23 protein-coding genes are annotated in these 23389 nt (G+C 45.9%); 7 read left to right on the top strand and 16 right to left on the bottom strand.

All coding sequences use genetic code 11. The annotated features are described in order from the left end of the window. Positions 1 to 6 precede the first annotated feature (6 nt). The 9 genes from DYD54_RS02720 to DYD54_RS02680 form a co-directional block, all read right to left on the bottom strand. Positions 7 to 468, bottom strand: a complete 462-nt coding sequence (locus tag DYD54_RS02720) for a hypothetical protein (RefSeq protein WP_063513647.1) — start codon at positions 466 to 468, stop codon at positions 7 to 9. Continuing rightward, the gene (gene rph / locus DYD54_RS02715) at positions 468 to 1184 is read right to left on the bottom strand and encodes a ribonuclease PH (RefSeq protein WP_063513646.1); all 717 of its coding nucleotides are present in this window, start codon (positions 1182 to 1184) and stop codon (positions 468 to 470) included. The genes DYD54_RS02720 and rph overlap by 1 nt, the downstream gene beginning before the upstream one ends. A 119-nt stretch (positions 1185 to 1303) precedes the next feature. Continuing rightward, entirely contained in the window at positions 1304 to 3007 is a 1704-nt protein-coding gene (locus DYD54_RS02710; RefSeq protein ID WP_063513645.1) for an AMP-binding protein, read from the bottom strand. Between the two features lie 193 nt (positions 3008 to 3200). Further along, on the bottom strand, positions 3201 to 4895 hold the full coding sequence (locus tag DYD54_RS02705) for an AMP-binding protein (protein WP_063513644.1): 1695 nt from the start codon (positions 4893 to 4895) through the stop codon (positions 3201 to 3203). Between the two features lie 60 nt (positions 4896 to 4955). After that, entirely contained in the window at positions 4956 to 5726 is a 771-nt protein-coding gene (locus tag DYD54_RS02700) for a sulfite exporter TauE/SafE family protein (RefSeq protein ID WP_063513643.1), read from the bottom strand. 3 nt (positions 5727 to 5729) lie between these two features. Further along, positions 5730 to 6965, bottom strand: coding sequence for a bifunctional phosphopantothenoylcysteine decarboxylase/phosphopantothenate--cysteine ligase CoaBC (coaBC, locus tag DYD54_RS02695; RefSeq protein ID WP_228703582.1), 1236 nt, complete (start codon positions 6963 to 6965; stop codon positions 5730 to 5732). A 77-nt stretch (positions 6966 to 7042) separates the two neighbouring features. Then, a complete protein-coding gene (locus DYD54_RS02690; protein WP_084260576.1) occupies positions 7043 to 7252 on the bottom strand; it encodes a hypothetical protein in 210 nt (69 codons plus the stop codon). A gap of 20 nt (positions 7253 to 7272) precedes the next feature. After that, positions 7273 to 7581: a DUF1697 domain-containing protein gene (locus tag DYD54_RS02685; RefSeq protein ID WP_167541383.1), complete on the bottom strand. Its 309-nt coding sequence runs from the start codon at positions 7579 to 7581 to the stop codon at positions 7273 to 7275. A 2-nt stretch (positions 7582 to 7583) separates the two neighbouring features. Further along, positions 7584 to 8333 (bottom strand): TSUP family transporter, encoded by a 750-nt coding sequence (locus DYD54_RS02680; protein ID WP_063513641.1) that lies wholly within the window; start codon positions 8331 to 8333, stop codon positions 7584 to 7586. 127 nt (positions 8334 to 8460) lie between these two features. Here DYD54_RS02680 and DYD54_RS02675 point away from each other — a divergent pair, with 127 nt between their 5' ends. Beyond that, on the top strand, positions 8461 to 9741 hold the full coding sequence (locus DYD54_RS02675) for a dicarboxylate/amino acid:cation symporter (protein WP_115265723.1): 1281 nt from the start codon (positions 8461 to 8463) through the stop codon (positions 9739 to 9741). Between the two features lie 71 nt (positions 9742 to 9812). On the opposite strand, the gene DYD54_RS02670 is transcribed toward DYD54_RS02675, so the two are convergent. Further along, positions 9813 to 10250 carry an outer membrane beta-barrel protein gene (locus DYD54_RS02670; protein ID WP_063513639.1) on the bottom strand — a complete coding sequence of 146 codons (438 nt, stop codon included), beginning with the start codon at positions 10248 to 10250 and terminating at the stop codon, positions 9813 to 9815. A gap of 229 nt (positions 10251 to 10479) precedes the next feature. Between DYD54_RS02670 and nhaA the strand changes: the two genes are divergently transcribed. Next, positions 10480 to 11703 (top strand): Na+/H+ antiporter NhaA, encoded by a 1224-nt coding sequence (gene nhaA / locus DYD54_RS02665; RefSeq protein WP_063513638.1) that lies wholly within the window; start codon positions 10480 to 10482, stop codon positions 11701 to 11703. A gap of 438 nt (positions 11704 to 12141) precedes the next feature. Then, positions 12142 to 12717, top strand: coding sequence for an MliC family protein (locus DYD54_RS02660; RefSeq protein WP_063513637.1), 576 nt, complete (start codon positions 12142 to 12144; stop codon positions 12715 to 12717). Here the strand turns inward: DYD54_RS02660 and DYD54_RS02655 are convergent. Then, positions 12641 to 13357, bottom strand: a complete 717-nt coding sequence (locus DYD54_RS02655; protein WP_063513636.1) for a TetR/AcrR family transcriptional regulator — start codon at positions 13355 to 13357, stop codon at positions 12641 to 12643. The genes DYD54_RS02660 and DYD54_RS02655 overlap by 77 nt on opposite strands. A 378-nt stretch (positions 13358 to 13735) precedes the next feature. On the opposite strand from DYD54_RS02655, the gene DYD54_RS02650 reads away from it, so the two are divergent. Together DYD54_RS02650 and DYD54_RS02645 are read left to right on the top strand one after the other, a co-directional pair. Continuing rightward, on the top strand, positions 13736 to 14920 hold the full coding sequence (locus DYD54_RS02650; RefSeq protein ID WP_063513635.1) for an acyl-CoA desaturase: 1185 nt from the start codon (positions 13736 to 13738) through the stop codon (positions 14918 to 14920). 95 nt (positions 14921 to 15015) lie between these two features. Continuing rightward, the gene (locus tag DYD54_RS02645) at positions 15016 to 16467 is read left to right on the top strand and encodes a protein adenylyltransferase SelO family protein (RefSeq protein WP_063513634.1); all 1452 of its coding nucleotides are present in this window, start codon (positions 15016 to 15018) and stop codon (positions 16465 to 16467) included. Positions 16468 to 16507: 40 nt separating this feature from the next. Here the strand turns inward: DYD54_RS02645 and DYD54_RS02640 are convergent, their stop codons facing one another. Further along, positions 16508 to 17032, bottom strand: a complete 525-nt coding sequence (locus tag DYD54_RS02640; RefSeq protein ID WP_063513633.1) for a hypothetical protein — start codon at positions 17030 to 17032, stop codon at positions 16508 to 16510. Between the two features lie 310 nt (positions 17033 to 17342). On the opposite strand from DYD54_RS02640, the gene ccoS reads away from it, so the two are divergent. Together ccoS and DYD54_RS02630 are read left to right on the top strand one after the other, a co-directional pair. Further along, positions 17343 to 17522 (top strand): cbb3-type cytochrome oxidase assembly protein CcoS, encoded by a 180-nt coding sequence (gene ccoS, locus DYD54_RS02635; RefSeq protein WP_046696195.1) that lies wholly within the window; start codon positions 17343 to 17345, stop codon positions 17520 to 17522. Between the two features lie 31 nt (positions 17523 to 17553). Next, positions 17554 to 18387, top strand: a complete 834-nt coding sequence (locus DYD54_RS02630; RefSeq protein WP_063513632.1) for a sulfite exporter TauE/SafE family protein — start codon at positions 17554 to 17556, stop codon at positions 18385 to 18387. 66 nt (positions 18388 to 18453) lie between these two features. On the opposite strand, the gene gdhA is transcribed toward DYD54_RS02630, so the two are convergent. The 4 genes from gdhA to DYD54_RS02610 all read right to left on the bottom strand — a co-directional run bounded on the left by gdhA (position 18454) and on the right by DYD54_RS02610 (position 23356). Next, complete coding sequence (gene gdhA / locus DYD54_RS02625) at positions 18454 to 19794, bottom strand: NADP-specific glutamate dehydrogenase (RefSeq protein WP_063513631.1); 1341 nt, start codon at positions 19792 to 19794, stop codon at positions 18454 to 18456. Positions 19795 to 20081: 287 nt separating this feature from the next. After that, positions 20082 to 21533 (bottom strand): C13 family peptidase, encoded by a 1452-nt coding sequence (locus DYD54_RS02620; protein WP_228703581.1) that lies wholly within the window; start codon positions 21531 to 21533, stop codon positions 20082 to 20084. Between the two features lie 204 nt (positions 21534 to 21737). Next, positions 21738 to 22775 carry a tRNA (adenosine(37)-N6)-threonylcarbamoyltransferase complex transferase subunit TsaD gene (tsaD, locus tag DYD54_RS02615; RefSeq protein WP_063513630.1) on the bottom strand — a complete coding sequence of 346 codons (1038 nt, stop codon included), beginning with the start codon at positions 22773 to 22775 and terminating at the stop codon, positions 21738 to 21740. A 110-nt stretch (positions 22776 to 22885) separates the two neighbouring features. Further along, entirely contained in the window at positions 22886 to 23356 is a 471-nt protein-coding gene (locus DYD54_RS02610; protein ID WP_063513629.1) for a hypothetical protein, read from the bottom strand. Positions 23357 to 23389: the final 33 nt, after the last annotated feature.

Raw genomic sequence — 23389 nt, 5'->3', positions numbered from 1 at the left:
TTTAATTTATTCGCCACCTTCATTCAGGGTAATGTTGGCATTGCGCTTAGCCACTTTCTGACCCATTAACACCGCCTTAGCGATGGCGATCTCGCGCTCATCTTCAAACCCCAAGAATCTATGGGTCACTCCCCTGTCAGATACCACAAGGCTGTCGCCATTGATATCAATCCGAACATCATCGCTTAACAACATTCCCATGCCGTTGATGGTTAGATGGCGATTTTTGGCAACAAGAACACCTCTGGCGTATCGCTTTTGGGTTTTGGCGGTGTGTTTTTTTTGATTAAAAAAATACATCAAAACCGCCCAAATCGCCACCGAACCAATGGCATAAGGCACAGGCGTGGTAAAACAAATCACCGCCACGATGAGCGCAAAGACAAGCATACCAATCGCCCACAAGAATAACGGATCGCTGTCCTTGCCCGTCAATGTAATCGATACACCGTCATCTAGAACTTGCATCACCAGCCCAGCGCCTTTTGTTGAGCGTCGATCAGTGAGCGAATGCCTGCATCAGCAAGTGCCAACATCACATCCGCTTCATCACGAGTGAACGGCTTATCCTCTGCCGTTCCTTGGATTTCAATAAATCCGCCCGCCTGTGTCATGACCACATTCAAATCCGTATCACAGGTAGAATCCTCTGAATAATCAAGGTCGAGATAAGCCTTGCCATCCTTGATGCCAACCGATACTGCCGCCACAAGCCCAAGCAATGGATCTTGGGTTAGTTTCTTATTGCGCTGCAAACTTTCTAGCGCATCGATAAGTGCGATTGCTGCGCCCGTGATACTGGCTGTGCGCGTGCCGCCATCAGCCTGAATCACATCGCAATCGATGTAGATGGTGTTCTCACCAAGCTTTTTTAGATCCAGCATCGCGCGCAGAGAACGCCCGATAAGACGCTGAATCTCTTGGGTTCTTCCCGACTGCTTGCCACGAGCGGCTTCACGCTGCGTGCGCGTACCGGTGGCGCGTGGCAGCATGCCGTATTCAGCCGTGAGCCAGCCCTGACCCTGACCTTTTAGCCAGCGCGGCACGCCTGCCTCAACACTCGCCGTACACAGCACCTTGGTATCACCAAAGCTTACCAAAACCGAACCTTCAGCATGCTTGGTATAATTACGGACGAACGACACTGGACGAAGTTCGTTTAATTGACGGCCATCATTACGCATATAAATTCCTAGATTGATAAATGATTGAAATTAGTGCCATTTTAACAAGTTATCATCAATAACACAAAACAAAAAGACCTGCTAGGCAAGTCTTTTGTTGATGGTTTCTGTGTTAGATGTTATTTTTTCTCAAGAGCGCGCAAGTCTTTACGCAGAATCTTACCGACATTCGACTTAGGCAGCTCATCAATAAATTCGATGAGTTTGGGGCGCTTATAGCCAGTTAAGTGCTCTCTTGCCCATGCTTTGACTTCTTTGTCGGTTAGAGTTTCGTCTTTTTTGACGATGAATACCTTAACCGCCTCACCACTGTGCTCATCTTCAACGCCGATGACGCCACACTCCAGCACTTTAGGGTGGGCAGCGATCGCTTCTTCGACTTCATTAGGATAGACGTTAAAGCCTGATACCAAGATCATGTCTTTTTTACGATCGACGATTTTGATGAAGCCTTTTTCGTCCATGACGCCGATGTCGCCTGTGCGGAAATAACCATTTTTCGTCATGACTTTTTCGGTCTCATCGTCGCGCTTCCAGTAGCCTTTCATGACCTGCGGGCCTTTGGCGCAGATCTCACCCGCCTCGCCAAGCGCCACTTCATTGCCGTCATCGTCCAGCAGAATGATGTCTGTCGCAGGGAAAGGAATGCCGATTTTGCCCGTATAGCCACCCGGTGGATTCAATGTTAGCACAGGCGATGTCTCAGACAGACCGTAGCCCTCGACGATATAATTCCCTGTCAGCTTCTCCCACTCAGCCGCCGTGCTAGGCAGCACCGACATACCGCCACCAAGTGACAATCGTAGGTTGGTGTGGTCAAGCGCGCGGAATCCCTCATGATGCGCCAACGCATTGAACAGCGTATTCACCGCAGGGAAGAATACGGGCTTATATTTAGCAAAGTCCTTAGTGACAGCCGCAAGATCTCTAGGGTTGGTGATCAAAAGCTGACTAAAGCCCATCTTCATACCCAAAAGGCCACACACCATAAATGAGAAAATATGATAAAGCGGTAAGGCAACAGCGATATATTTGCCGGTCAAATCCTCAGAATCAGGGAAAATCTTATTCACAAAGGTCATGCACTGCTCGACGTTCGCGATCAAATTGGCATGGGTTAGCATCGCCCCCTTGGCCACGCCTGTCGTACCGCCCGTGTACTGCAATACCGCAATGTCATCTAACGTGAGCGTCGGGCGCTCGTAACGGCTGGCCGATACACTGTTTAACGCGTCTTTGAAGGTCGTGTGGTTTGGAATGTTCCAAGCGGGTACCATTTTTTTGATGTGGCGCACCACCGCATTGACGATAAAGCCTTTAAATCCTAACATGTCGCCAAGCGTCGCGACGATGACGTGCTTAACTCTGCCTTTATCTCTGACTTTCTCAAAGGTATGCGCAAAATTCTCCACGATGACCAATGCATCCGCCTCGCTGTCCTTAAGCTGATGCTCAAGCTCATGCGCGGTGTACAGCGGATTGACATTCACCAGGGTCAGACCTGCTCGGATAATACCAATCATCGCAATCGGGTATTGCAGAATGTTTGGCATCATGACCGCAACTTTATTACCCTTGGTAAGCCCTAACGACTGCAAATATGCCGCCATCTGACGACTGTAATCATCAAGCTCTTTGTAGGTGATAGACGCACCCATGCAAGTATAGGCAACCTTATTGCCATGCCTGGCAAAGCTCTCCTCAAACGCATCAACGAGCGAATGAATGTGACTTGGCAAATCCAAATGCAGCTCAAGCCCTTTTTCTGCATAAGTCTGGATCCAAAGACGATCTGAAGGAATGCTAAAATTCGTTGCTGTCATGGCATTAATTTCCTTTTAACTATTTATGTATTTACTCATCAGCGCGCTGATTTATCCGTTAACAGATGTTTTATAACATACAACATTTTTACCATTTTTCCAATCAATTTTTTGATATTTTATACAAAATCAATTCAAAAAAATAAAAGCACAACCCTGTCGGTCATGCTTTTAAAATCAAAATCTACTTTTGTTACGATTGATCGAGCAATCTTAGCTCTTTACGTAGGATTTTACCCACGTTAGATTTTGGTAATTCGGTGACGAATTGCACTTGTTTTGGGCGTTTATAACCTGTCAGCTGCTGCTTCGCCCACGCTTTGATGTCTTTTTCGCTAAGCGTGTCGTCTTTTTTTACCACAAAGACTTTAACCACCTCGCCGCTGTGTTCATCAGGCACGCCGATGACGCCACACTCCAGCACTTTAGGGTGGGCAGCGATCGCTTCTTCGACTTCATTAGGATAGACGTTAAAGCCTGATACCAAGATCATGTCTTTTTTACGATCGACGATTTTAAAATAACCGCGTTCATCCATGACGCCGATGTCGCCTGTGCGGAAATAACCATTTTTCGTCATGACTTTTTCGGTCTCATCGTCGCGCTTCCAGTAGCCTTTCATGACCTGCGGGCCTTTGGCGCAGATCTCACCCGCCTCGCCAAGCGCCACTTCATTGCCGTCATCGTCCAGCAGAATGATGTCTGTCGCAGGGAAAGGAATGCCGATTTTGCCCGTGTATTGCCCAAGCGGATTAAAGGTCAATACAGGCGACGTCTCAGACAGCCCATAACCTTCAATGATGTAATTGCCCGTCATGCGCTCCCACGCCTCAGCTGTGCTAGGCAGTACTGACATGCCACCACCCAATGAGACCTTGAGACGAGAATGGTCAAGTTTTTGAAAGTCCTTATGGTTGGCAAGTGCATTAAACAGCGTATTCACCGCAGGGAAGAATACGGGCTTGTATTTGGCGAATTGCTTAGTCAAATCGTCCAAATCGCGCGCATTAGGGATCAGCAGCATCGCCATGCCCATATTCATACCAAGCAAGGTCACCATGAACGAAAAAATATGATAAAGCGGCAATGCCACCGCCATATAATCACCGTGTTGATAAGGCTTTTCAAATCCTTTCTCCACATAGGTCATGCACTGCTCGACGTTCGAGATGACATTACCATGAGTAAGCATCGCGCCCTTTGCCACGCCTGTCGTGCCACCGGTGTATTGCAAAATAGCCACATCATCAGGGGACAAGCTGGGTCGAACATAGCGAGATGATGAGACTTGATTTAATACATCGTTAAATCTGACCACACCTTCGATATGATAGCTTGGTACCATTTTTTTGACATGGCGCACGACAGCATTGACTACGATGCCTTTTAGACCCAACATGTCGCCCACACCTGTGGTGATAACATGGCGAATCTGCCCTTTGTCTTTTACTTTCTCAAATGTCTTGGCAAAATTCTCAATAATAAACAAAACCTTCACTTCAGCGTCTTTTAGCTGATGTTCAAGCTCGTGCGCGGTGTACAGCGGATTGACATTCACTAACACAAAGCCTGCTCGCACGATCGCCATCATCGCAACCAAATACTGCGGTACGTTTGGCATCATGACAGCAACTTTATCACCCCACTCCAGCCCTAACGACTGCAAATAGGCTGCCATCTGACGGCTATACATGTCCAGGTCGTGATAGCTGATGGTCTTACCCATGAAGGTCAGAACAGGCTGCTTGGCATGACGACTAAAATTACGCTCAAAAAAATCAGGCAAACTCTGCACGCCGTCAGGCAATGACAAATCAATATTTAGCCCATGCTCACGGTACGTTGCCTGCCAAGCACGATCTGATGGCGTGGTGAATTTATTATTCATAACAACTCTCTTTTCATTTCAATCTATAAATGACTCAATAATCACAATTTACATCTAATATTAGCCCGTCATAAGCATGCTAACACCCTGCCAGCCAACTTTAATACCTAATAATAGCAAAATCACCAAAATCATCAAACGGAATTTATCCTTAGGCAGATACCCACCCAGTCGTCCGCCGATGATGATGCCAATCACAGACAGCACCGTCAATACACCAATCACACCCCACGTCTGCGCAGGAACGGTGAAAATAATGTCTTTTAGCACGACGAACTGCACGAGCTTATTGACAAAATAGCATAAATTCCCAAGCTTGATGATGGTGTGCTTATCATCACTGATGGATAGCAGATACATGAGCAAGACTGACGACATCGCATTCGTTGCACCACCGATCACCCCCGCGATAAAGCCAATAGTGATGAGCGAGCCTAAAGTATCAGGCAGGACAATCTTCTTGCCCATCAGGCTTGTGATGGCATACCAAAGCACCACCACCGATAATGCCAGCATCAGATATGCCGAATTCATTACCAACAGCAGATAAGCTCCAAGCGCACTGCCGATGACAGATACGACGATGAGCGCCCAGTATTTCTTGAGATAATGTGTGAAGTTATACCAAGCGCTACCTTGACCACTGAGCCAAGCGATGAGATTGAGCACCGCGGTTGGCACCAACACGATAATGATCGCATCGGTCAGACCAAATGGCGAGCTAAGCGCGCCGATCGTGATAAGCGGAAAGCCCATGCCTGCAATGCCATGCAGAATGCTCGCCACCAAAAATAGCGCAAGAATCCAGATCTCAAGGCTTAGCGCTCTCATCGTCTAACGACCCAACACGCCACCAATGGCATCAACGATGCGTGCTGCGATATTGTCTTTACTGTCTTTATCCAAGACCAGCTTGTCCCTGCCATACCGCTCGGCAAAAAACACCGTCATGGCGTTATTGTCCGAACCAAAGCCGATACTTTTGTCCGATACGTCATTTACCGCTATCATGTCCAAATTTTTGGCGGTAAGTTTGGTGCGAGCGTAATTTTCGGTGTCTTGGGTCTCGGCGGCAAAGCCTACCATGATAGCGCTTGGAAAGGTGTGGCTCATCGTTGCCAAAATGTCGGGGTTTTTAATAAGCTCTAAGATCAAGTCGTCTTGGTCGGATGTTTTTTTGATTTTTTGGGTGGCAATGCTCTTGACCTTATAATCCGCCACGGCAGCGGTGGCGATGAAAATGGTGTCGCTGTCGTTCGTCATCACCGACTGGCAGGCGGTGAGCATATCATTGGCATTGCCAACCGTCAGCCGTTTTGCCCCAAAAGGGGTTGGCAAATGCACTGCCCGCCCTGCTACCAGGGTAACGTCCGCCCCTGCGTTCACACACGCCCGAGCAATGGCAAAGCCCATTTTGCCAGTGGAATGGTTGGATAAAAATCGCACGGGGTCAATGGCTTCAATGGTCGCCCCTGCGGTGATGATGACTTTTTTGCCGTGTAAGGCTTGGGGCGTTTGGCGTTTGGCAAGGAGCGTCAAAATCCGATCGCACAAATCATCAGGCTCAGGCAATCGCCCTGCCCCCACATCACCACACGCCTGCTCACCGCTATCGGGGTTCAGCACGGTGTAGCCAAAACGGGTAAGTTTGGCAAGATTGTCTTGGACAATGGCGTGGGCGTACATCGCCTGATTCATAGCAGGCACGATGACAATGGGGGCGGTGGTGGCAAGGGCGACAGTGGTTACAAGGTTGTCGGCAAGTCCGTGGGCGAGCTTGCCAATCGTGTTGGCACTGGCAGGGGCGATGACAACCATGTCCGCCCATTTGGCAAGCTCAATATGTCCCATGCCACGTTCGGCTTCATCGTCCAGCAGCTTGGTATGGACTTCGTTGCCTGTCAAAGCTTGCAAGGTCAAAGGCGTGATAAACTCGCACGCCCCATCCGTCATCATCACACGCACACTGCAACCTGCTTTCATAAGTAAGCGAGCAAGGATAGCGGATTTATAGGCGGAGATACCACCTGTTATGACAAGTAGGATTTTGGGAGTGCTGGGAGCATTCATGAGATTTGGCATATTTTAAGATAAAGTGGTTCATTATACTAAAAAACCCAACCGATGCCAAAACTTAAACACCATCATTACAAAAAGTCAAAAATTGCATTAAAGGTTTTAGCATTTCTGATGCTTAGGTTTTTCAATAGTTTTGGTTTGATCAGCTCATGCCGATAAACACTACCATTCTTAGCACTCGCCCAAAAAATAGCGGTTTTGCCAATATACAAACACTCATTCTTTAACTGCCAATCGCTCACCGAGGCAACAAAACCATCAACATCGAAGTTTGGCATAAAAAATAGCACTTCTTTTTTTAGATTATCATCATGCCAAAAAGCTGGTAAATTACGCCATTCGTCATGTAAAACATCTGACGACACCAAAACAAAATCCACACCCAGCCATGCTTTTCTGCTAAGCACTCTTGAATACAAGCATATAAATCAACCACAGCCCTATTGCTATCAAAAAACACATTACCACTATTAATATAATGGCTGACATTATATAGCCCAAGCCCTGTCAGATCCTGAACGAATCGACTCATGACTAGGGTATTTTTGCCCATCATATTCACACCGCGCAGCAGCAAAGCATATCTGGTCATATCATTCGCACTCATAATCATCCCCAGACCAATTTTGCCACCATGCAAAAGCACACCACCACAATCACAGGGCGGATAAATTTTGCCCCGCCCTTAACGACCATGTGCGAGCCCAGATACGCTCCGACTAGCTGCCCCGCCATCATGACAAGCCCCACAACCCACACCACTTGACCACCTAGAATAAAGAAAATCAAAGACGCAATGTTGGTGGCAAAATTTAACAGCTTGGCTCGAGCGGTGGCTTGCACCAAATCACGCCCACGAAGCACAACTTGCGACAGACTAAAAAACGTCCCCGTCCCCGGTCCAAAATAGCCGTCATACAGCCCGATGAGTGGAGCGATAGTACGTTCATATAACTTTTGACTCATTTTGGGCATGGTCTCTAACTTACCTAAATTGGGGCTAAACAGCGTATAAATCCCCACAGCCCCGATGACAAAGGGCAATGCCTTTTGTAAAAATTCAGGTGGCGAGAGCTGTACTAAAATTGTCCCTACGCCTGAGCCAATAAACGCCATAATCAGGGCAATTTTCATCATCTTAGGATAAATAAGCCCCTTTTTTATCATGGTAACACTTGCCGAGAATGACCCTGCACAGGCTTGTAATTTGTTGGTGGCAAGCACCGCCACAGGGTTCATGCCTGTCAAAAGCAAGGCGGGAATGGTCAAAAGTCCGCCCCCGCCTGCCATGGCATCAATAAACCCTGCAAATAACGCCACAAAAAAGAGCATGGAAATAAGCTGAGTGGTGAGCTCCATAAATTGCCTTTATTTTAAGTTTTATCACAAAAACTTATTTTATCATAATTTATTCCAAAAAATCCTTTTTATGTTAAAATACGCAAATTTTTGTTATTTTTAGTTATCATTCACATAGGGCATTTCAATGTCAAAACTTTTTTCATGGTATTTTAAGCCAAACTTATTATTAAGAATCCTAATCGGCTTAATCCTAGGCTCAATCTGCGGCATCATATTTCAAAACGCCCAAACCGCCATTAGCATTTTATCGCCCATTGGCGAGCTGTTCATTCGTCTGTTAAAGATGATTGTCATTCCTGTCATTGCGTCCACGCTCATCGTGGGGGCAAGCTCAATCACGCCTGCCCAGCTTGGGCGTATCGGCATAAAAACGCTCATTTATTATACCATTACGTCCATTTTTGCCATTATCATCGGGCTTGGCGTGGGCAAGCTCTTTAACCCTGGTTTGGGGCTAGAACTCATCACCGACACCGCAAGCGAAGGCAAAACCGCCGAAGCCCCAAGCATGCTTCAAATCCTGCTTGAAATCGTCCCCACGAACCCAATCGGTGTGATTAGTAGCGGTCAAGTTTTGCCCATGATTTTCTTTTGTTTGATATTTGGCATCGCCCTTGCCTTTGGGCGTGATAGCGATGATGAGAATATCAAAAAAAGCTCGGATACCGTGTTTTATTTTGTGGACGGGGTTAGCCAAGCGATGTTTAAGATTGTCGGCTGGGTCATGCAGTACGCTCCGATTGGCGTGTTTGCGTTGATTTTTATTGTTTTTTCAAAAAATGGGGCAACCGCTTTTGGCTCTTTGGCAAGCGTTACGGCAACTGTTTATGTCGGCTTTATCATGCAAATCCTACTGGTGTACTGCGTGATTTGTGCGTTGATGAAGCTCTCCCCACTTGTCTTTTTGAAAAAAGCTCGCCCTGCCCTTATCACAGGCTTTGTAACCCGCTCATCGGGGGCAACCTTACCTGTATCTATCCAGTCATCGCAAAGCATGGGCGTGCCTAAGAACATTTATAGTTTTGGCTTACCTGTCGGCTCGACGATGAACATGGACGGCACGACTGTCTATCTTGGCGTGTGTGCGATTTTTATCGCCAATGCGGTGGGTGTACCGCTTGACGGCTCGCAAATGCTGACCATCACGATGACTGCCGTGCTTGGGGCGATTGGGACAGCAGGTGTGCCAGGGGCAGGGGCAATTATGCTACTTATGGTGCTAGAATCCATTGGCTTGCCTGTGGAAGCTGGCTCGGCGGTGGCGATTGCCTATGGCATGATTTTGGGCGTTGATGCCTTGCTTGATATGGGACGCACCGCCCTAAACGTTGGGGGCGATATCGCAGGGGTGGTAACTGTCGCCAAACAAGAAAATACGTTGGATAAAGAAGTGTGGGATTCTTGATTGTTGATATTTGAAAATCAAAAAAACAGCACAACCGAAATTGTGCTGTTTTTTGTTGCCTTATTAATGAATTAGAACTTGCTGGTAAAGCTTAGACCTACCTGAGAAGCATCTGAATCGCCACTACCTGTGTAGCTGTAGTTTAGACCCACTTGGCTGTTTGGTGTCACATTATAGTTAGCACCAACCTTGGCTGACCATTTGGTTTTGTCAGTATCCCAAGTGCCATACTGTACATCTGTCGCTGTACCAACATAGCGAGTGTCTAGGTTGGTGTCACGGCTAACAGCGTGAGCTACTTGCACACCACCAGTAAGCTGTAGAGCAGGTGTTGCTTGGAACACCATATCAGCACCCACACCTACCTGAGTTTGTTTTGCTTCGATGTCGTTAACAATGTTAAGACCGTCATTGAAGCTACCACCGTTTTTGTACTGCTGATGGTTAACAAAGGCATAAGGTTGTACACTCACGCCTGTACCGATACAGACACGGAAATCAAAATACAATTTATAAAAATTACTTTAAATAAAGTAATTAGCCCAGCACATCCATTAATTATTTTAAAACACTCCTTGATAATAGATTAAAAATTCAAATAGCCAACACTCAACTCCTTACAAAGCTTTAACACAAAAATAATAAAAAACCTTTAACCCTATTAGTATTTATGATATATTTCCTGGATTACTTTAATTTTATCAATCAAAACTCACAGCCAAAAAAGAGACAATAACCATGCCGATAAGTCGAGTAAAATCTTTTTTTGAGTTGGAAGCTGCGGGCGGTATTGTGCTTGCCTTTGCTGCTTTACTTGCGATGATCGTCGCCAACTCACCTTTATCTGAACTATATAATGCATTTATTCATGCGCCGGTTGTCATTCAGATTGGTGATTTTGAAATCGCCAAAGACGCTCACCACTGGATTAATGACGGCTTAATGGCAGTATTTTTCTTTTTAGTTGGTCTTGAGTTAAAACGTGAAGCGCTCATCGGCGAGCTGTCGGACATCAAACAAATCATACTCCCCGCCTTGTGCGCGATGGGTGGCATGATGGCGCCTGCCTTGGTATATTTTGGGCTTAATCATGGCGATGCAGAAGCCATGAAAGGCTGGGCAATCCCTACCGCCACCGACATCGCCTTTGCCATTGGTGTGCTTAGCTTATTGGGTAATAAAGTACCCAATGCGCTTAAGGTATTCTTGGTTTCTATTGCGATTTTTGACGACTTGGGCGCGATCATCATTATTGCACTATTTTATACTTCTGAATTATCACTCTTCTCTCTAGCGGTCGCCGCGGTTTGTTTGCCATTCTTATTCTTATTAAACCGTCTAAATGTCGTCCGCTTAACCCCTTACATTCTCATCGGCGTTATCCTATGGGTAGCGATGTTAAAATCAGGCGTACATGCCACATTGGCAGGTGTGTTATTGGCGTTCTTTATCCCACTTCGCAACAATAAAGACCCTGAGCATTCACCGTTAGAAGAGCTAGAACACGACTTACATAACACGGTTGCTTTTGGTATTTTGCCACTATTCGCCTTTGCCAACGCTGGTATCTCGTTAGCTGGTACGAACATGGGCGAACTGATGCACGGCGTACCCCTAGGGATTGCATTGGGCTTATTTATTGGTAAACAAATCGGCGTCATGCTTCCTGTGTTTATTGTGCTTAAGCTAGGGCTGGCGGCACTGCCTAGCGGCACGAACATTAAACAAATCTATGGCGTATCTATGCTGTGCGGCATTGGTTTTACCATGTCGTTATTCATCTCAGGTCTAGCATTCGGTGGCATTCCAGACGATTACGACCCACGTCTGGGTATCATCCTAGGATCACTTATCTCTGGCGTTGTGGGCTATCTCATCCTGCGTGCCAACATTAAAGACGCCGATCATCCAACACTGGTTAAAGATGACGGCATGTACCTAGGCACAGGCGAACCAAAGTAAACAATACAACCATTAAAAAAGCGAGCCAAAAGGCTCGCTTTTTTATACCATCAAATATCATCATGCGCATGATAAACTAAAGACACGACCTGAGAACCTCGCTCAACTTTTTATAAGATATTTCCTACTTTGCCCAATTCTAATATCTTTCTTTAATTACAATTTTATGGGTAAAATTTTTCACATCACTCATACAATTTTCCCTGTACGCGTTACATCATGTCTGAATTTTTGGATAGAATAAATTAAGGTCTTAAGACTTCATTAGTATTTAGAATTAGTATTTAGGCCTAAAATCAAAATATATTTTACTTCTTATCATTCGGGGAAACTATCATGAATCAACTACTGATCGTAAGCGGTATCGTCTCTGCCATGGTTATGACAGGTTGTGCAACCAACAACACTTAAGCCGTCGATGGCCATCCACACAGCGAAATGCATGACGCTCATAAAGGCATGAAAGGCCATCACAAGCATGGTGGCAAGCACCACAAGCATAAAGATGGCAAGCGCAAAGGTAATTTGCAAGCCTATCAATGTGAGTCAGACGCAGCCGTTATGGTGCATCAGCTGCCTAAACAAGATAAAGCATTGCTAAAAGTTAATACACCCTCTTGGAATCTAAACAACACTCGTCTTGAGATGATAGCAGCAACCACAGGTTCAGGTAAGCGTTTCGTGAACGAAACCAATCCTACTTCAAAATACGAATGGCCCCAAAAAGGCGACATGGGCGTTCTATCTGTTACCATCAACGACAAAATTCACTCTCTAAACTGTGAAAAAACAGAGTTTCCGCTACAACCTCACGGCAAACACCCAAAAAGACGTACCCGAACAGACGGCTCAACCTGCCGATCAAGCATCTTAATTGGCATCAATCCCCAAATAAACAAAAGACGCAAAATCATTGCGTCTTTTGTTTATTCTAAATTTAAAACCCTACTGCGCTTTGGTCTTGCATTTCACTGGCGATTGACTGATCTTTTCCCTGTATCAAATCCCCCTTAGTATAGCCATCTGCCGCACCCTCATCTCTATCAAGTTCGTCACTTAGCGGGTACAACTTTGGCAAATCAAGCAGCTGCTTGACGAACGCATATTTTAAAGTCTCACGACTACCAAGGTATCTCTGATAGAAGCTAGAATTAAGCAGTCCCGCCCCACCCTGTCCGATCGCCCAAATACTCGCCATATAATCTCGTACGGTCATGGCACTCTGCTGTTCATTCAGATAGGTCTCTGCAATCTCAAGCATACATTTCATTCGCTCGCGTCGGATTTGGTACAATTCTGCAAAAATCTTATTCAGCCCGGATGATGTGCTGGCAAGTCGCTCCTCGATGTGATTAAACAGCATTGCACGCTGCGGCAGCCTTAATTGCTGAAGTACCATCCGCGCAACACCCGCACCCGCACCATCGGCGGTCTTGTTCATCATAAATAATTTATACTCATGATGAATTAAGATTCTAAGCAAAAGCTCATCCTTACTGGCGAAGTGCTTATAAAGCGTCCCTTTCGCCAAATCAAGATGCTGCGCAAGACTGTCTAACGTCAAATCGCCCTCTCCTGACTCCAAAATCAGCTGTTCAGCGGTCTGTAAAATCTTAGATTCTCTTATTTCAAATAATTCTTTACGGCTTGACATAGTTATCCTTAGAGGCTTTTAGCACTTGCCAAAAATCTCAAATTCAGGCAAACTGTGCAAATCTTCATGCAAAAATTAAGAAAATTATAACAAACAGCCCCACCGAAAACAGCATTTTTTCTTGTCAAATTAGTAAAATTTGTCGGAAAAAAAACCCAAAATTTACTGCAATCAACTCAAAATCTGCACAGACAAACAGGGTATAAAAATAGTTACAAAGTTTTAATAAATTTGCGTGAATAAATGTTCACTTTTGAATTTTTTTAAGCTACAATAGGTTTCATAAGAATATCAACGCTTTAACTACTTTATTATTTAAATAAGAACGCCTAGATTCATCTAGTTCATTGACTTATTTTTGACCAACAGGAAACCGACATGAGTGTCGAAAGAAACCCTCAAGCCTTTGAAAATGCGCCCATTAACTGGGTGCCCGCCATCGTGCTACTTTCTACGCCATTACTTGCCATCGTACTTGTACCTTGGTATCTGTGGACGCATGGCGTTAACCCTGCTGTCTGGACTGCCTTTGCGTTTTTTATGGCGTGGACAGGCCTATCTATCACGGCAGGCTATCACCGTTTATGGGCGCATAAGTCCTACGAAGCTCATCCGATCATCAAATACTTCTTGCTGCTCGGCGCAACGTTGGCCGTGCAGAGCTCAGCATTTGATTGGTGCTCTGGACACCGTACGCATCACCGTCATGTCGATGACGAATATGATGACCCGTACTCTGCCAAGCGTGGTTTTTGGTTTAGTCACATGGACTGGATGCTACACAAATATCCAAGCGGTCAATACGACTACAAGAACATCCCGGATCTAAAAAAAGACAAAGTGCTACAACTACAGCATAAATACTATGGCATTTGGGTCATTGTGACCAACGTCGTGGTTGTTGGTTTAGCGGGTCTTTTGACGGGTGATATGCTGGGTACGTTCCTAATCGCAGGTCTGCTGCGCATGGTACTAACACATCATTTCACGTTCTTTATTAACTCGCTGTGCCACATGTTCGGCACTCGCCCATATACTGACGAGAACACCGCACGCGACAACCCAATCCTTGCGATCTTTACTTGGGGTGAAGGCTATCACAACTACCATCACTATTTCCAATACGACTATCGCAATGGCGTTAAATGGTGGCAGTATGACCCAACCAAATGGTTTATCGGCTTACTACATAAAGTCGGTCTTGCCAAAGAACTAAAACGCGTTGATGACGTTACCATCAAGCACGCTGAAGTTACCATGCAGTTTAAACGTGCGCAAGAGCGCATTGCCAAAGGCGAAGAGATGACTTTAGATGAGCGTTTCATGGCATTCAAAGACCGCATCAGCGCAGAATACGAAGCATTCACTCAGACGGTAGAAGAATGGCACACCCTAAAGGCTAAATCAGTCGAATTAAAGCGTACCGAGTTCGCCAATCGCCTACATGAAGCCGATGAGAAGCTAAAAGAACAATTCGCCCAAGTCGAGGCTAAGATTCTAGTGCACGGTGAACGCATCAAAAATGCTTACCTACAGCTAAAAGGTAAATCAACCCAAGGCTAAGCTATAATAAGTTAAGCACTTTTCTCCACACCCTTCGCCATGTTGCGGAGGGTTTTTTTATGCTACAATCTCATCAAACCCCAAAGAAGAAACTCATGAATCATCAGCACAGTTATCTTACCGTCAATCCCAGACTTTATCATAAACAAAACGCACTCCCATTGGACAACCCAAAGCTTGCGCATCTCAATCATGCGCTATACCAGAGCATGAGCGATCTTCCCTTTGATGCGTTGGATTGGCAAAGAATCATTGGCGCAGATAACGATGCATTTCCTGACGAATTTGAACCGCTTGCCATGGTCTATGCAGGACATCAGTTCGGGCAATGGGCAGGCCAGCTTGGAGATGGTCGCGGTTTATTACTCACACAGATCATCGACAAACAAGGCAAGTTAACCGATTTGCATTTAAAAGGCGCAGGCAAGACACCCTTCTCCCGATTCGGAGATGGTCGAGCGATGATTGCCAGTACGGTTCGCGAATATCTGTGCGGTCATGCCTTGTCCAGCCTAGGCATTGCCAGCTCCAATGCGCTTGGTTTTGTGGTGTCAGATACCCTAATCGCTCGCAATCAAATGGGGCGCGCTGCCGCCCTACTGCGCACTAGCGACTGTCATGTGCGACTTGGTCATTTTGAATGGATTGCTGTGTACGCACCCGAACTTTTGGGTGAATTCACTTATCAGATGATGGATATTTATTATCCAGAAGTGAGGAATGACATCAATAAATTCTTGCATACGGTCTGTCAAAACACCGCAAAACTCATCGCAAGCTGGCAGTTGATTGGATTTAGCCATGGCGTCATGAATACGGACAATCTAAATATTACAGGCTCAACATTGGACTTTGGGCCATTTGGCATGATGGAGCGATTCAATCCGACGTGGATTAACAACCACTCTGATCATTATGGGCGTTACACTTATCAGAATCAGCCCACCATCGGGCATTGGAATCTACAAAAGTGGTTGTCTTGTTTTAGCTTACTATCCGTGCAGCACGATGTGATGTTGGCATGTCTAGAAGACTATGAGGCAACCTTCCATCAGCATTATGATAAAGGCATCTGCCAAAAAATTGGTCTGGATTCATCACATGCTGGCGCGATAGACTTGGCATATGAATTTGTTGGCTTGTTAAAGACTTATGAGCTGGATTATACCAACAGTTTTCGCGCATTGATTGGCGTACTATCAGATGATGAGCATCGGTATGAGCGGGGTTTATTTCATCAATTAACCCAAGAGATCAGCACACAAGGCGGAATCGAGAGATGGCAAGATTGGCAAGCACGCTATATCTCCACCATAACGAATGCTCAGCAATCCATCGATCTCATGACAAGAACCAATCCAATCTACATCCTGCGTAACGCCATGGCAGAACGCGCCATTCAAGGCGCCCTGAAAGATGATTTTATAGAAGTATCGAGATTATTTGACTTGCTGGCAAATCCATTTGAATTACAATCCATCGCCATGAACGAGGATATCGCACCCACCGACAGACGTGACATGACGCCAGTTAGCTGTATGTCTTAGAGTAGCTCAGAATAAAAAGAATGAAGATGGGAATATCGTGCTAATCTGACGGCACAAGGCGAATGATGTCCTGAACCGCGATGATGAGCAGCTCATCGCCACTACGTTCAAAGGCATAGACATCGCTTAAGATCCACATGATGGTATCAATGAGCTCGCTGCTACAATCACCGCTCTGTCTGGTAGAATTATCTATCGATAGGCGCTCATTAGAGACGTCATGTGTATTTAAATCCACCAAGATACGCTCGCAATCATCATAGAATTTGCCCTGACCGCGACTAAAATCGTGCAAATCCAAAACCAATTTACTCGTTACAGGCCGATCATTGATGCTGATGACCTGCCATTTTTTTGCGATGAATTGCTCGGTCGCTCTTGTCTTGCCGATGGCAATAGCTGAGCTGGGTGACGCAGAAATGGGCGTGTTGCTTATTTTAGATTCATCGCTACCTCTGGGCGGCTGCTCGCTGCACCCAACGAAAAATAGCACAGATACCAAAAGCACGGCGCTTTTATTTAATCCCTGAGTAGCTAGTAAATCGGTATTATATTTAAATCGCATAAAGCATCGTGTAATTTTACATTCGGCTGGGCTCATACTTTGATTATCAATCACTTTTATGAGTTTAGTATTGCGTATTTTGAGATTAAACACAATGCAAAAAGCAGGTAATTTGGTTGCATTTTTGTAGTTTAGGTATTGGCTGCCAAATTATAGTATAATGAGCGCATTACTTGAACATTCTTTTTATTCACCCTTTAACATCCATTATGTTATAATGGTTCGTTGCGGATTTTCCTGTATCGATCTTTCTTATGACTTATACGTCAGCCAAGATAAGCAGGATTGACAATCATTCCAAGGAATACACATGCTTAGCATCTATCTGCTCATTCCTTTGAGTCTCATGTTGTTCGTGGTGGCGATTTGGGCGATTTGGTACGCCGTCAAATCCAATCAATTTGAAGATCTGGACAATGCGCCAGAGCAGATCATCCTAGACGACAGACAAGAGCGCCGCAAAATCCTAAAAAAAGATTCACGAAAATAACATACCAGCTTTTGCCAGTATGGAGGTAATTATGACAGCTTCATTATTAATCGCAGCGCTTGCCATGGGTTTTTTCGGCTCGCCGCACTGCCTGGGAATGTGTGGTGGCATCGTTGCTGCCTTTGGCATCTCAATGAAGAATCTCACGCCTGCCAAACGAAAAACGCTCATCGCCACTTATCACCTTGGCAGGCTGCTAAGCTACATGGCTCTTGGCGTACTGGCTACGATTGTTGGCAGCACGGTGATTGCGCCATTTTTGACCAATAACGCTTTGCCGCGCATTCTTTTGGGTGGAGCGCTGATTTTTGCAGCGCTGCTCATGCTTGGCGTGCCATTTCTGACTCGTCTTGAGAAATTGGGCTTGGGTCTTTGGAATAAGCTTGCGCCCGTCCGCCAAAAGGTTCTGCCAATTGATAGCATTCCTAAGGCGCTTGGCGCGGGTCTATTATGGGGGCTTCTGCCATGCGGATTAGTCTATGGTGCACTAGTGATGGCGGTTGGTGTATCAGCAGCACAGATTAGCCCACTATCAGGGTCTGCCTTCATGCTGTTTTTTGGACTTGGTACGCTGCCCATGCTTATCGCTACTGACACCATGATCGCATGGCTTCAAAAGACGGTTAGTAAGTTCAACTTACGTAAGTTTAGCGGCGCGCTGATGCTCATCTCTGGTCTGGCTGTTGCATTATCGCCCACCGTCATGCACATGATGCACGGACATGGCTCTCATGATTCTCACGGTCATCATGCACATGGTCACATACATCATGACAATTCTCATGATCATTCGCACATGCAGCATGACCATAGCAATCACAACCATGACCACGGCACTCATCAACATCACAATCATCAAGAATAACCATCATTAAATTTAACAATAAAAAATCCGCTCATCGTTGAGCGGATTTTTTAGGGTTTCTAGATATTATAGGATACCGTAAGCCACCAATGCGTTCGCTACTTGAACAAAGCCTGCGACGTTAGCACCAGTCATGTAGTCCACAGCATCTTTGGTAGTGCCGTATTTCTCAGCAGCTGCTTTTGAATTGTCGTGGATGTTTTTCATGATGTTTTGTAGTTTTTCATCAAGCTCTGCAAAAGTCTTGTATTGACGTACTGAGTTTTGGCTCATTTCTAGGCCAGACACCGCAACACCACCAGCATTCGCAGCTTTACCGGGTGCGTATGCTACGCCATTGTCGCGTACCACATCAATCGCTTCAGCAGTCAATGGCATGTTCGCACCTTCAGCAACGTATTTTACGCCATGCTTAACCAAAGCTTTAGCGTTTTCAGCATCAACTTCGTTTTGGGTAGCGCAAGGTAGAGCTACTTCTGCATCGAACTGCCATGGTTTTTGACCTTCAAGCCATTCGCCGCCAAATTCTTTCACGTAATCTGCCAATGCTTTGCCGTTGGCTTTGTGATCTTTTACCCAGTTGATTTTTTCTTGGGTGAAACCGTCGTGATCAACCAAAGTACCTTTAGAGTCAGAGAAAGTGATTACTTTACCGCCTAGGTGTAGTACTTTTTCGGCAGCGTATTGCGCCACGTTACCTGCACCTGATACTAGAACAGTCTTACCTACTAGGCTGTCGTTGTTCACTTTTAGCATGTTGTCAAGGAAGTAAACCAAGCCATAGCCAGTCGCTTCGGTACGGATCAATGAACCACCGTGACCAACGCCTTTACCAGTCAATACACCTTCAAACTCACGAGTTAGGTTCTTGTACATGGCGAACATGTAGTTCACTTCACGACCGCCAACACCGATGTCACCTGCTGGTACATCCATGTCTTTGCCGATGTTTTTGTGTAGCTCGCGCATGAATGCGTAGCAGAAACGGCGGATTTCAGCTTCTGATTTGCCTTTAGGATCGAAGTCCGAACCACCTTTAGCACCGCCCATAGGTAGGCCAGTTAGTGCGTTTTTGAAAATTTGTTCGAAGCCTAGGAATTTTAGGGTGCCTTCAGTGACAGTTGGATGGAAGCGGATACCGCCTTTGTATGGGCCGATGGCGTTGCTGAATTGAACACGCCAGCCGCGGTTAATCTCTACTTCACCTTTGTCATTTTCCCAGTTTACACGGAAACCGATGATGCGGTCAGGCTCGCACAGACGCTCAAACACGCGATACTCTTCAAACTTAGGATTGTCAGCATACACCTTATCAATGGTCAGCGCAACTTCTTTTACCGCTTGAATGAATTCTGGTTGGTGAGCGTAGTTTTTTTCTACTTTTTCGATGGCAGACTGGATGGTCATGGCAGATTCCTTAGGTTAGGTGGGTTAAAAAAGAATGATATCAATCAATGAAATTAATCATATCAGGTGATATATTCATAAGCAAATACAATATAATAAAAAATGGTCAAAATTGCAAACATTATTCAATATTTTTTATGCATATATTATAAATTATGATATATAACACCCTATCAATCAGTTTTAACAAATATATCCTTTTATGATTTCAATCAGATGACAACCTTCACACAAAAAACATCCCTGATCGTCAGGGGTGTTTACATAAATATTCAATAAATACTCTATCACAGAGATGCGCTTTCAACATGGCTAAATGTCGGCATATCAATGACGGGATTGGTCGCGTGATGGAATAAAGCCTTTTCTAATTCAGGTAAAGCGCTTTGCATCATCGCACCCACCACCATCTGCGGCTCTGATGGCTCAAACCCCATCAATGCCTCACGCTCACCAACACGGCGACGCGCTTGATTAAACGCGCCTGTTAGTGTGGTCTGCTCGCGCATGCTCTCAGAAAAGAACGCACGCCCAAAATAAGTCATGTCAGCATCATTACTACAGCCAAAAGACGCTCTATCGGCACGGCTTGCGGTGATGATGGCTGTGGTCGGACTTGATAAAGCCTGAATGAATGCGCCTGAATAGCAAGACGATACCACAATGACTCGCCAACGAATGCCTGATGCATCCAATGCCCCGCGCAGCCACACGGGGTCGACCGGATCGAGCGTCAATGGCGGATTGGTCATGACCAGATCGCCCAAGATACTGCCCGACTCATCCACCGCACCGTGAGAGCTGAGCGTTAAGAACAGCACATCTTCGTCCACATCCATGCGATTGCCAACCGCCTTTAGCGTCTCAGCCAGACTCGTACGACTGGCGATCGGATATTCATCCCAAGTATGTGCGTTATTAATGAGTGATACGGAGCGATCTTTTGCACCGAATCTGGCATCGAACAGCTGCGCCGCTTGCTCGATTTCACTGGCGAATACATTTTGCTCAGCATAGCCTGCCACACCGACAAAATACCATTCATGTTTGCCTTTGACGCTCTTGGCAACACCATCCAAGCTTTGCCCCAGTAACGCTGATTGTTCATAAAACTGACGCTCAGATAGCGTTGGCGCGACATTATTTACCTTAAAAATCGGCTGGTCAGCGATGTTTCTTTGCCACACGACAAGCAGCAACACCGCACCGCCAATCATCAAAAGACGCTCCCACCACGGCCAATGCAGCTTCTTGGCGAAAATCCACAACAAAGATGCCGTCTGCCACACAAATAAAAACGTGAAAAGACCGGGCAAGATGCCATACAAAAACGACGGTAGCCACCCCTTAATGTCCAGATACTGAATGCCGCTTTGGATAAGCACCAACATGGTATCAGCAGCAAGCCATAAAATCACCGGCACAAAGAGCAGCGAGTAATTCATTGTACGCTTCGCCAAGATGATGCCCGCCACTAAAATAATCACCGGCCATATCAAATAACTGATCAGCCCCCACTCATTAAAATAGCTGCCGCCCTGCGCTGACAAATAAGCAAACAAAATATTCGCACCAAGCGCCGCTAATAAAAAAACCGCAAACTGCCCAAAGGTCGGCTTAACGGATGTAAAAGCGCGAGCATTACCGCCCAGCATTTGCAAGGCGGCTTTGATGTTTGCAATAAAAAAATTGGCAGAGAATTTGGACAAGGATTCGATCTTTGGGGATGATAATGGCAAAGTGAGCTCTTTTTGTTGTTATGTTGTGAACAGTTATTTTCTCAAAATAGCACCCATCGCGCAAGATAAATTTATCAGCCTTTAATTCACATCGGCACTCATCAAACAAAATCTGTGATGGGGAAGTAAAGCATTTAATCAGCATATTGGGTGCACAAGCTCAATATGCTGATTACGATGATATAGATGGAATTATATTAGCCGTCACGCACTGGTGAAGTTTAAGGTCTGCATGTCCCATCTTGGTACACACGTTACAGACAAATCATCGCTCTGACCCGCCTGCAATCGACAAAATCCCGCATGGGCTATCATCGCACCATTATCCGTGCACAGCTCTTTTGGGGCGTAGTGTACTTTGGCGTTTAGCTTGGCAAGTTCACGTCCCAAACTCTCTCTAAGCTCAGTATTGGCAGAGACACCGCCGGCAATGACGAGTCGCTTTAGGCCTGTTTGCTTGAGCGCGCGAACGCATTTTTTGACCAAAGTATCCACAACCGCATGCTGGAAACTCGCTGCGATATTGGCACGCACCACAGGATCTGAATCAGAATTCGGCGTATCTTTGATAAGATTATGCACGGCTGTCTTCATGCCACTAAAAGAAAAATCAAGCCCTTTGTGCAGCATTGGGCGCGGCAGTTGATAGGCGTTCTTATCGCCACCCTCAGCCAAAAGTGCAACGTTCGGCCCACCTGGATAAGGCAGATTTAGCATCTTAGCCGCTTTATCAAAGCACTCACCCGCCGCATCATCGATGGACTCGCCTAATATTTCGTATTGTCCAACAGCATCGGCACGCACCAGCATCGTATGCCCGCCCGACACAAGCAAACACACGAAAGGAAATGCCACATCCTCGCCCAATAAAGGCGCAAGCAGATGCCCTTCCATGTGATGCACACCGATGGCAGGCACGCCAAGCCCATAAGCCAAAGTACGACCAAACAGCGCGCCCGTCATCAGCGCACCGATCAGCCCCGGCCCTTTGGTATAAGCCACCGCATCGATGTCAGATTTCTCAATGCCTGCCTCATGAAGCAGCTCATTCAACAACGGAACCAGCTTACGGATATGATCGCGGCTGGCAAGCTCGGGCACAACCCCACCATAAGTGGCGTGCAGCTCGATTTGACTGTATAGCGCCTGTGCAAGCACCCCGCCACGACCGTCATTCATCTGACTGTCATAGATGGCAAGCCCTGTCTCATCACAGGAAGTCTCTAAACCTAATACTTTCATAAGTCTCTTTGTTTTACAATTTTGATTATTATAGCATTTTTCTGGATGATTTTTGATAACAGCGAAATAAACAAAACCACCCAAAAGGCGGCTTATTTATCAAGAAATAACTATTGGCAAACAGCGCGAACGATGTCTTCTGTCATCGGCGTCTGACCCCAATTCGGTGATTGGCTAAAATCCGATTGTAATTTGTTTTGGCAATCTACCAAGATCGGTGCATGATGTGCCGCCATTCGCCGTTCAAAAAAATACAGGTTCGCACGCTTAATGTTGCCAGCTTCGGCGTTCTCGCTAGGCTCGACCGCAACGAAGTGTAAGATTGGCGCGCGAAAATATGACCATGGCTTATAAAATGCAGGATCGGCATGGGTTGCCACCACACTCACACCATCAGGCAGACGGCTCCTGGTATGATCGAACCAAGTATATTCGCTATAAATCTGAAAACCAAGCATGCCAAGTCCAGCCGCAGCAGGCACAATCCAACGTGGTAGCTTTTTAAATAGCAACCTAAAAGACAGCGCAATCCCTGCCGCCATAAACCCTGCCAAAATGGTCGCAATCAATTCCCAAAACATTCAACAATCCTTTTGTGATAATCATTAAACAAA

The sequence above is a fragment of the Moraxella ovis genome (genome assembly GCF_900453105.1).
Classification (GTDB): Bacteria; Pseudomonadota; Gammaproteobacteria; order Pseudomonadales; family Moraxellaceae; genus Moraxella; species Moraxella ovis.
Note: the sequence above shows the minus strand (reverse complement) of the source record. Positions and strands in the feature narration are given on the sequence as shown.

What these genes read in the sequence shown, in the direction of transcription:
- DYD54_RS02720 (WP_063513647.1), bottom strand. Translation starts at nt 468, where the DNA reads ATGCAAGTTCTAGATGACGGTGTATCGATTACATTGACGGGCAAGGAC.
- rph (WP_063513646.1), bottom strand. Translation starts at nt 1,184, where the DNA reads ATGCGTAATGATGGCCGTCAATTAAACGAACTTCGTCCAGTGTCGTTC.
- DYD54_RS02710 (WP_063513645.1), bottom strand. Translation starts at nt 3,007, where the DNA reads ATGACAGCAACGAATTTTAGCATTCCTTCAGATCGTCTTTGGATCCAG.
- DYD54_RS02705 (WP_063513644.1), bottom strand. Translation starts at nt 4,895, where the DNA reads ATGAATAATAAATTCACCACGCCATCAGATCGTGCTTGGCAGGCAACG.
- DYD54_RS02700 (WP_063513643.1), bottom strand. Translation starts at nt 5,726, where the DNA reads ATGAGAGCGCTAAGCCTTGAGATCTGGATTCTTGCGCTATTTTTGGTG.
- coaBC (WP_228703582.1), bottom strand. Translation starts at nt 6,965, where the DNA reads ATGAATGCTCCCAGCACTCCCAAAATCCTACTTGTCATAACAGGTGGT.
- DYD54_RS02690 (WP_084260576.1), bottom strand. Translation starts at nt 7,252, where the DNA reads ATGCCAAACTTCGATGTTGATGGTTTTGTTGCCTCGGTGAGCGATTGG.
- DYD54_RS02685 (WP_167541383.1), bottom strand. Translation starts at nt 7,581, where the DNA reads ATGAGTGCGAATGATATGACCAGATATGCTTTGCTGCTGCGCGGTGTG.
- DYD54_RS02680 (WP_063513641.1), bottom strand. Translation starts at nt 8,333, where the DNA reads ATGGAGCTCACCACTCAGCTTATTTCCATGCTCTTTTTTGTGGCGTTA.
- DYD54_RS02675 (WP_115265723.1), top strand. Translation starts at nt 8,461, where the DNA reads ATGTCAAAACTTTTTTCATGGTATTTTAAGCCAAACTTATTATTAAGA.
- nhaA (WP_063513638.1), top strand. Translation starts at nt 10,480, where the DNA reads ATGCCGATAAGTCGAGTAAAATCTTTTTTTGAGTTGGAAGCTGCGGGC.
- DYD54_RS02660 (WP_063513637.1), top strand. Translation starts at nt 12,142, where the DNA reads ATGCATGACGCTCATAAAGGCATGAAAGGCCATCACAAGCATGGTGGC.
- DYD54_RS02655 (WP_063513636.1), bottom strand. Translation starts at nt 13,357, where the DNA reads ATGTCAAGCCGTAAAGAATTATTTGAAATAAGAGAATCTAAGATTTTA.
- DYD54_RS02650 (WP_063513635.1), top strand. Translation starts at nt 13,736, where the DNA reads ATGAGTGTCGAAAGAAACCCTCAAGCCTTTGAAAATGCGCCCATTAAC.
- DYD54_RS02645 (WP_063513634.1), top strand. Translation starts at nt 15,016, where the DNA reads ATGAATCATCAGCACAGTTATCTTACCGTCAATCCCAGACTTTATCAT.
- DYD54_RS02640 (WP_063513633.1), bottom strand. Translation starts at nt 17,032, where the DNA reads ATGCGATTTAAATATAATACCGATTTACTAGCTACTCAGGGATTAAAT.
- ccoS (WP_046696195.1), top strand. Translation starts at nt 17,343, where the DNA reads ATGCTTAGCATCTATCTGCTCATTCCTTTGAGTCTCATGTTGTTCGTG.
- DYD54_RS02630 (WP_063513632.1), top strand. Translation starts at nt 17,554, where the DNA reads ATGACAGCTTCATTATTAATCGCAGCGCTTGCCATGGGTTTTTTCGGC.
- gdhA (WP_063513631.1), bottom strand. Translation starts at nt 19,794, where the DNA reads ATGACCATCCAGTCTGCCATCGAAAAAGTAGAAAAAAACTACGCTCAC.
- tsaD (WP_063513630.1), bottom strand. Translation starts at nt 22,775, where the DNA reads ATGAAAGTATTAGGTTTAGAGACTTCCTGTGATGAGACAGGGCTTGCC.
- DYD54_RS02610 (WP_063513629.1), bottom strand. Translation starts at nt 23,356, where the DNA reads ATGTTTTGGGAATTGATTGCGACCATTTTGGCAGGGTTTATGGCGGCA.